The organism is Amycolatopsis minnesotensis (genome assembly GCF_039529815.1).
GTDB lineage: Bacteria > Actinomycetota > Actinomycetes > Mycobacteriales > Pseudonocardiaceae > Amycolatopsis > Amycolatopsis minnesotensis.
The window spans coordinates 1-594 of record NZ_BAAANN010000149.1 but is presented as its reverse complement, the minus strand read 5'-3'; the positions used below and the strand labels follow the sequence as shown (position 1 = coordinate 594).

Annotated in this window: 1 protein-coding gene; it reads right to left on the bottom strand. The window is 71.5% G+C overall.

The window, feature by feature from the left end; translation table 11 throughout:
* Window positions 1-7: 7 nt before the first annotated feature.
* A partial coding sequence (locus tag ABD256_RS44255) for a VCBS repeat-containing protein (RefSeq protein ID WP_344432418.1) occupies window positions 8-594 on the bottom strand: 587 nt, incomplete at its 5' end.

Genomic DNA, 594 nt, shown 5'->3' with positions numbered 1-594 from the left:
CCGGGTGTCAGGAGCAGGTGGCGGGGTCGGCGATGACGAGGGGGTCGGTGTCGGCGCGGTGGGTGAAGGGGGTGGTGTCCTGCACGGTGAGTGCGCCGTCGCGGAGGGTGTAGACGGTGCGGGTGCCGGTGTAGGTCACCTGTCCGGAGGGGGCGTTGAGGTCGTCGGCTTCGGCGGTGACGGTGCCGAAGGCGCGGCCGCCGCCTTCGGTGTCCGAGCAGTTGTAGCCGAGTTTGGTGGCGACGCCGCCGCCTTCGGCGAGGGTGAGGGGTTTGTCGTCGGGGCCGGCGATCTGGTGGAGGCCGTCGTGGTAGTGCAGTGCGGCGAACTGGGTGGTGTTGGCGCCGACGGAGGTGGGGACGAGCAGTTCCTGGCTGCCGTCGCCGTTGAGGTCGGCGGCTCGGGGGGCTTGGAGGCCGGCCTGGGTGTCGGCGGGCAGGTGGATGGAGGTGGGGACGCCGTTCACGGTGGCGGAGATGACCTGGTCGTTGTCGCCTGCCATCGTGGTGGTGACGGTTTCGATCTCGCCGTTGCCGTCGAGATCGGCGGTGGTGGTGACCGGGCCGGCCTGCGGAGCGGCGGTCGCGGTCACCG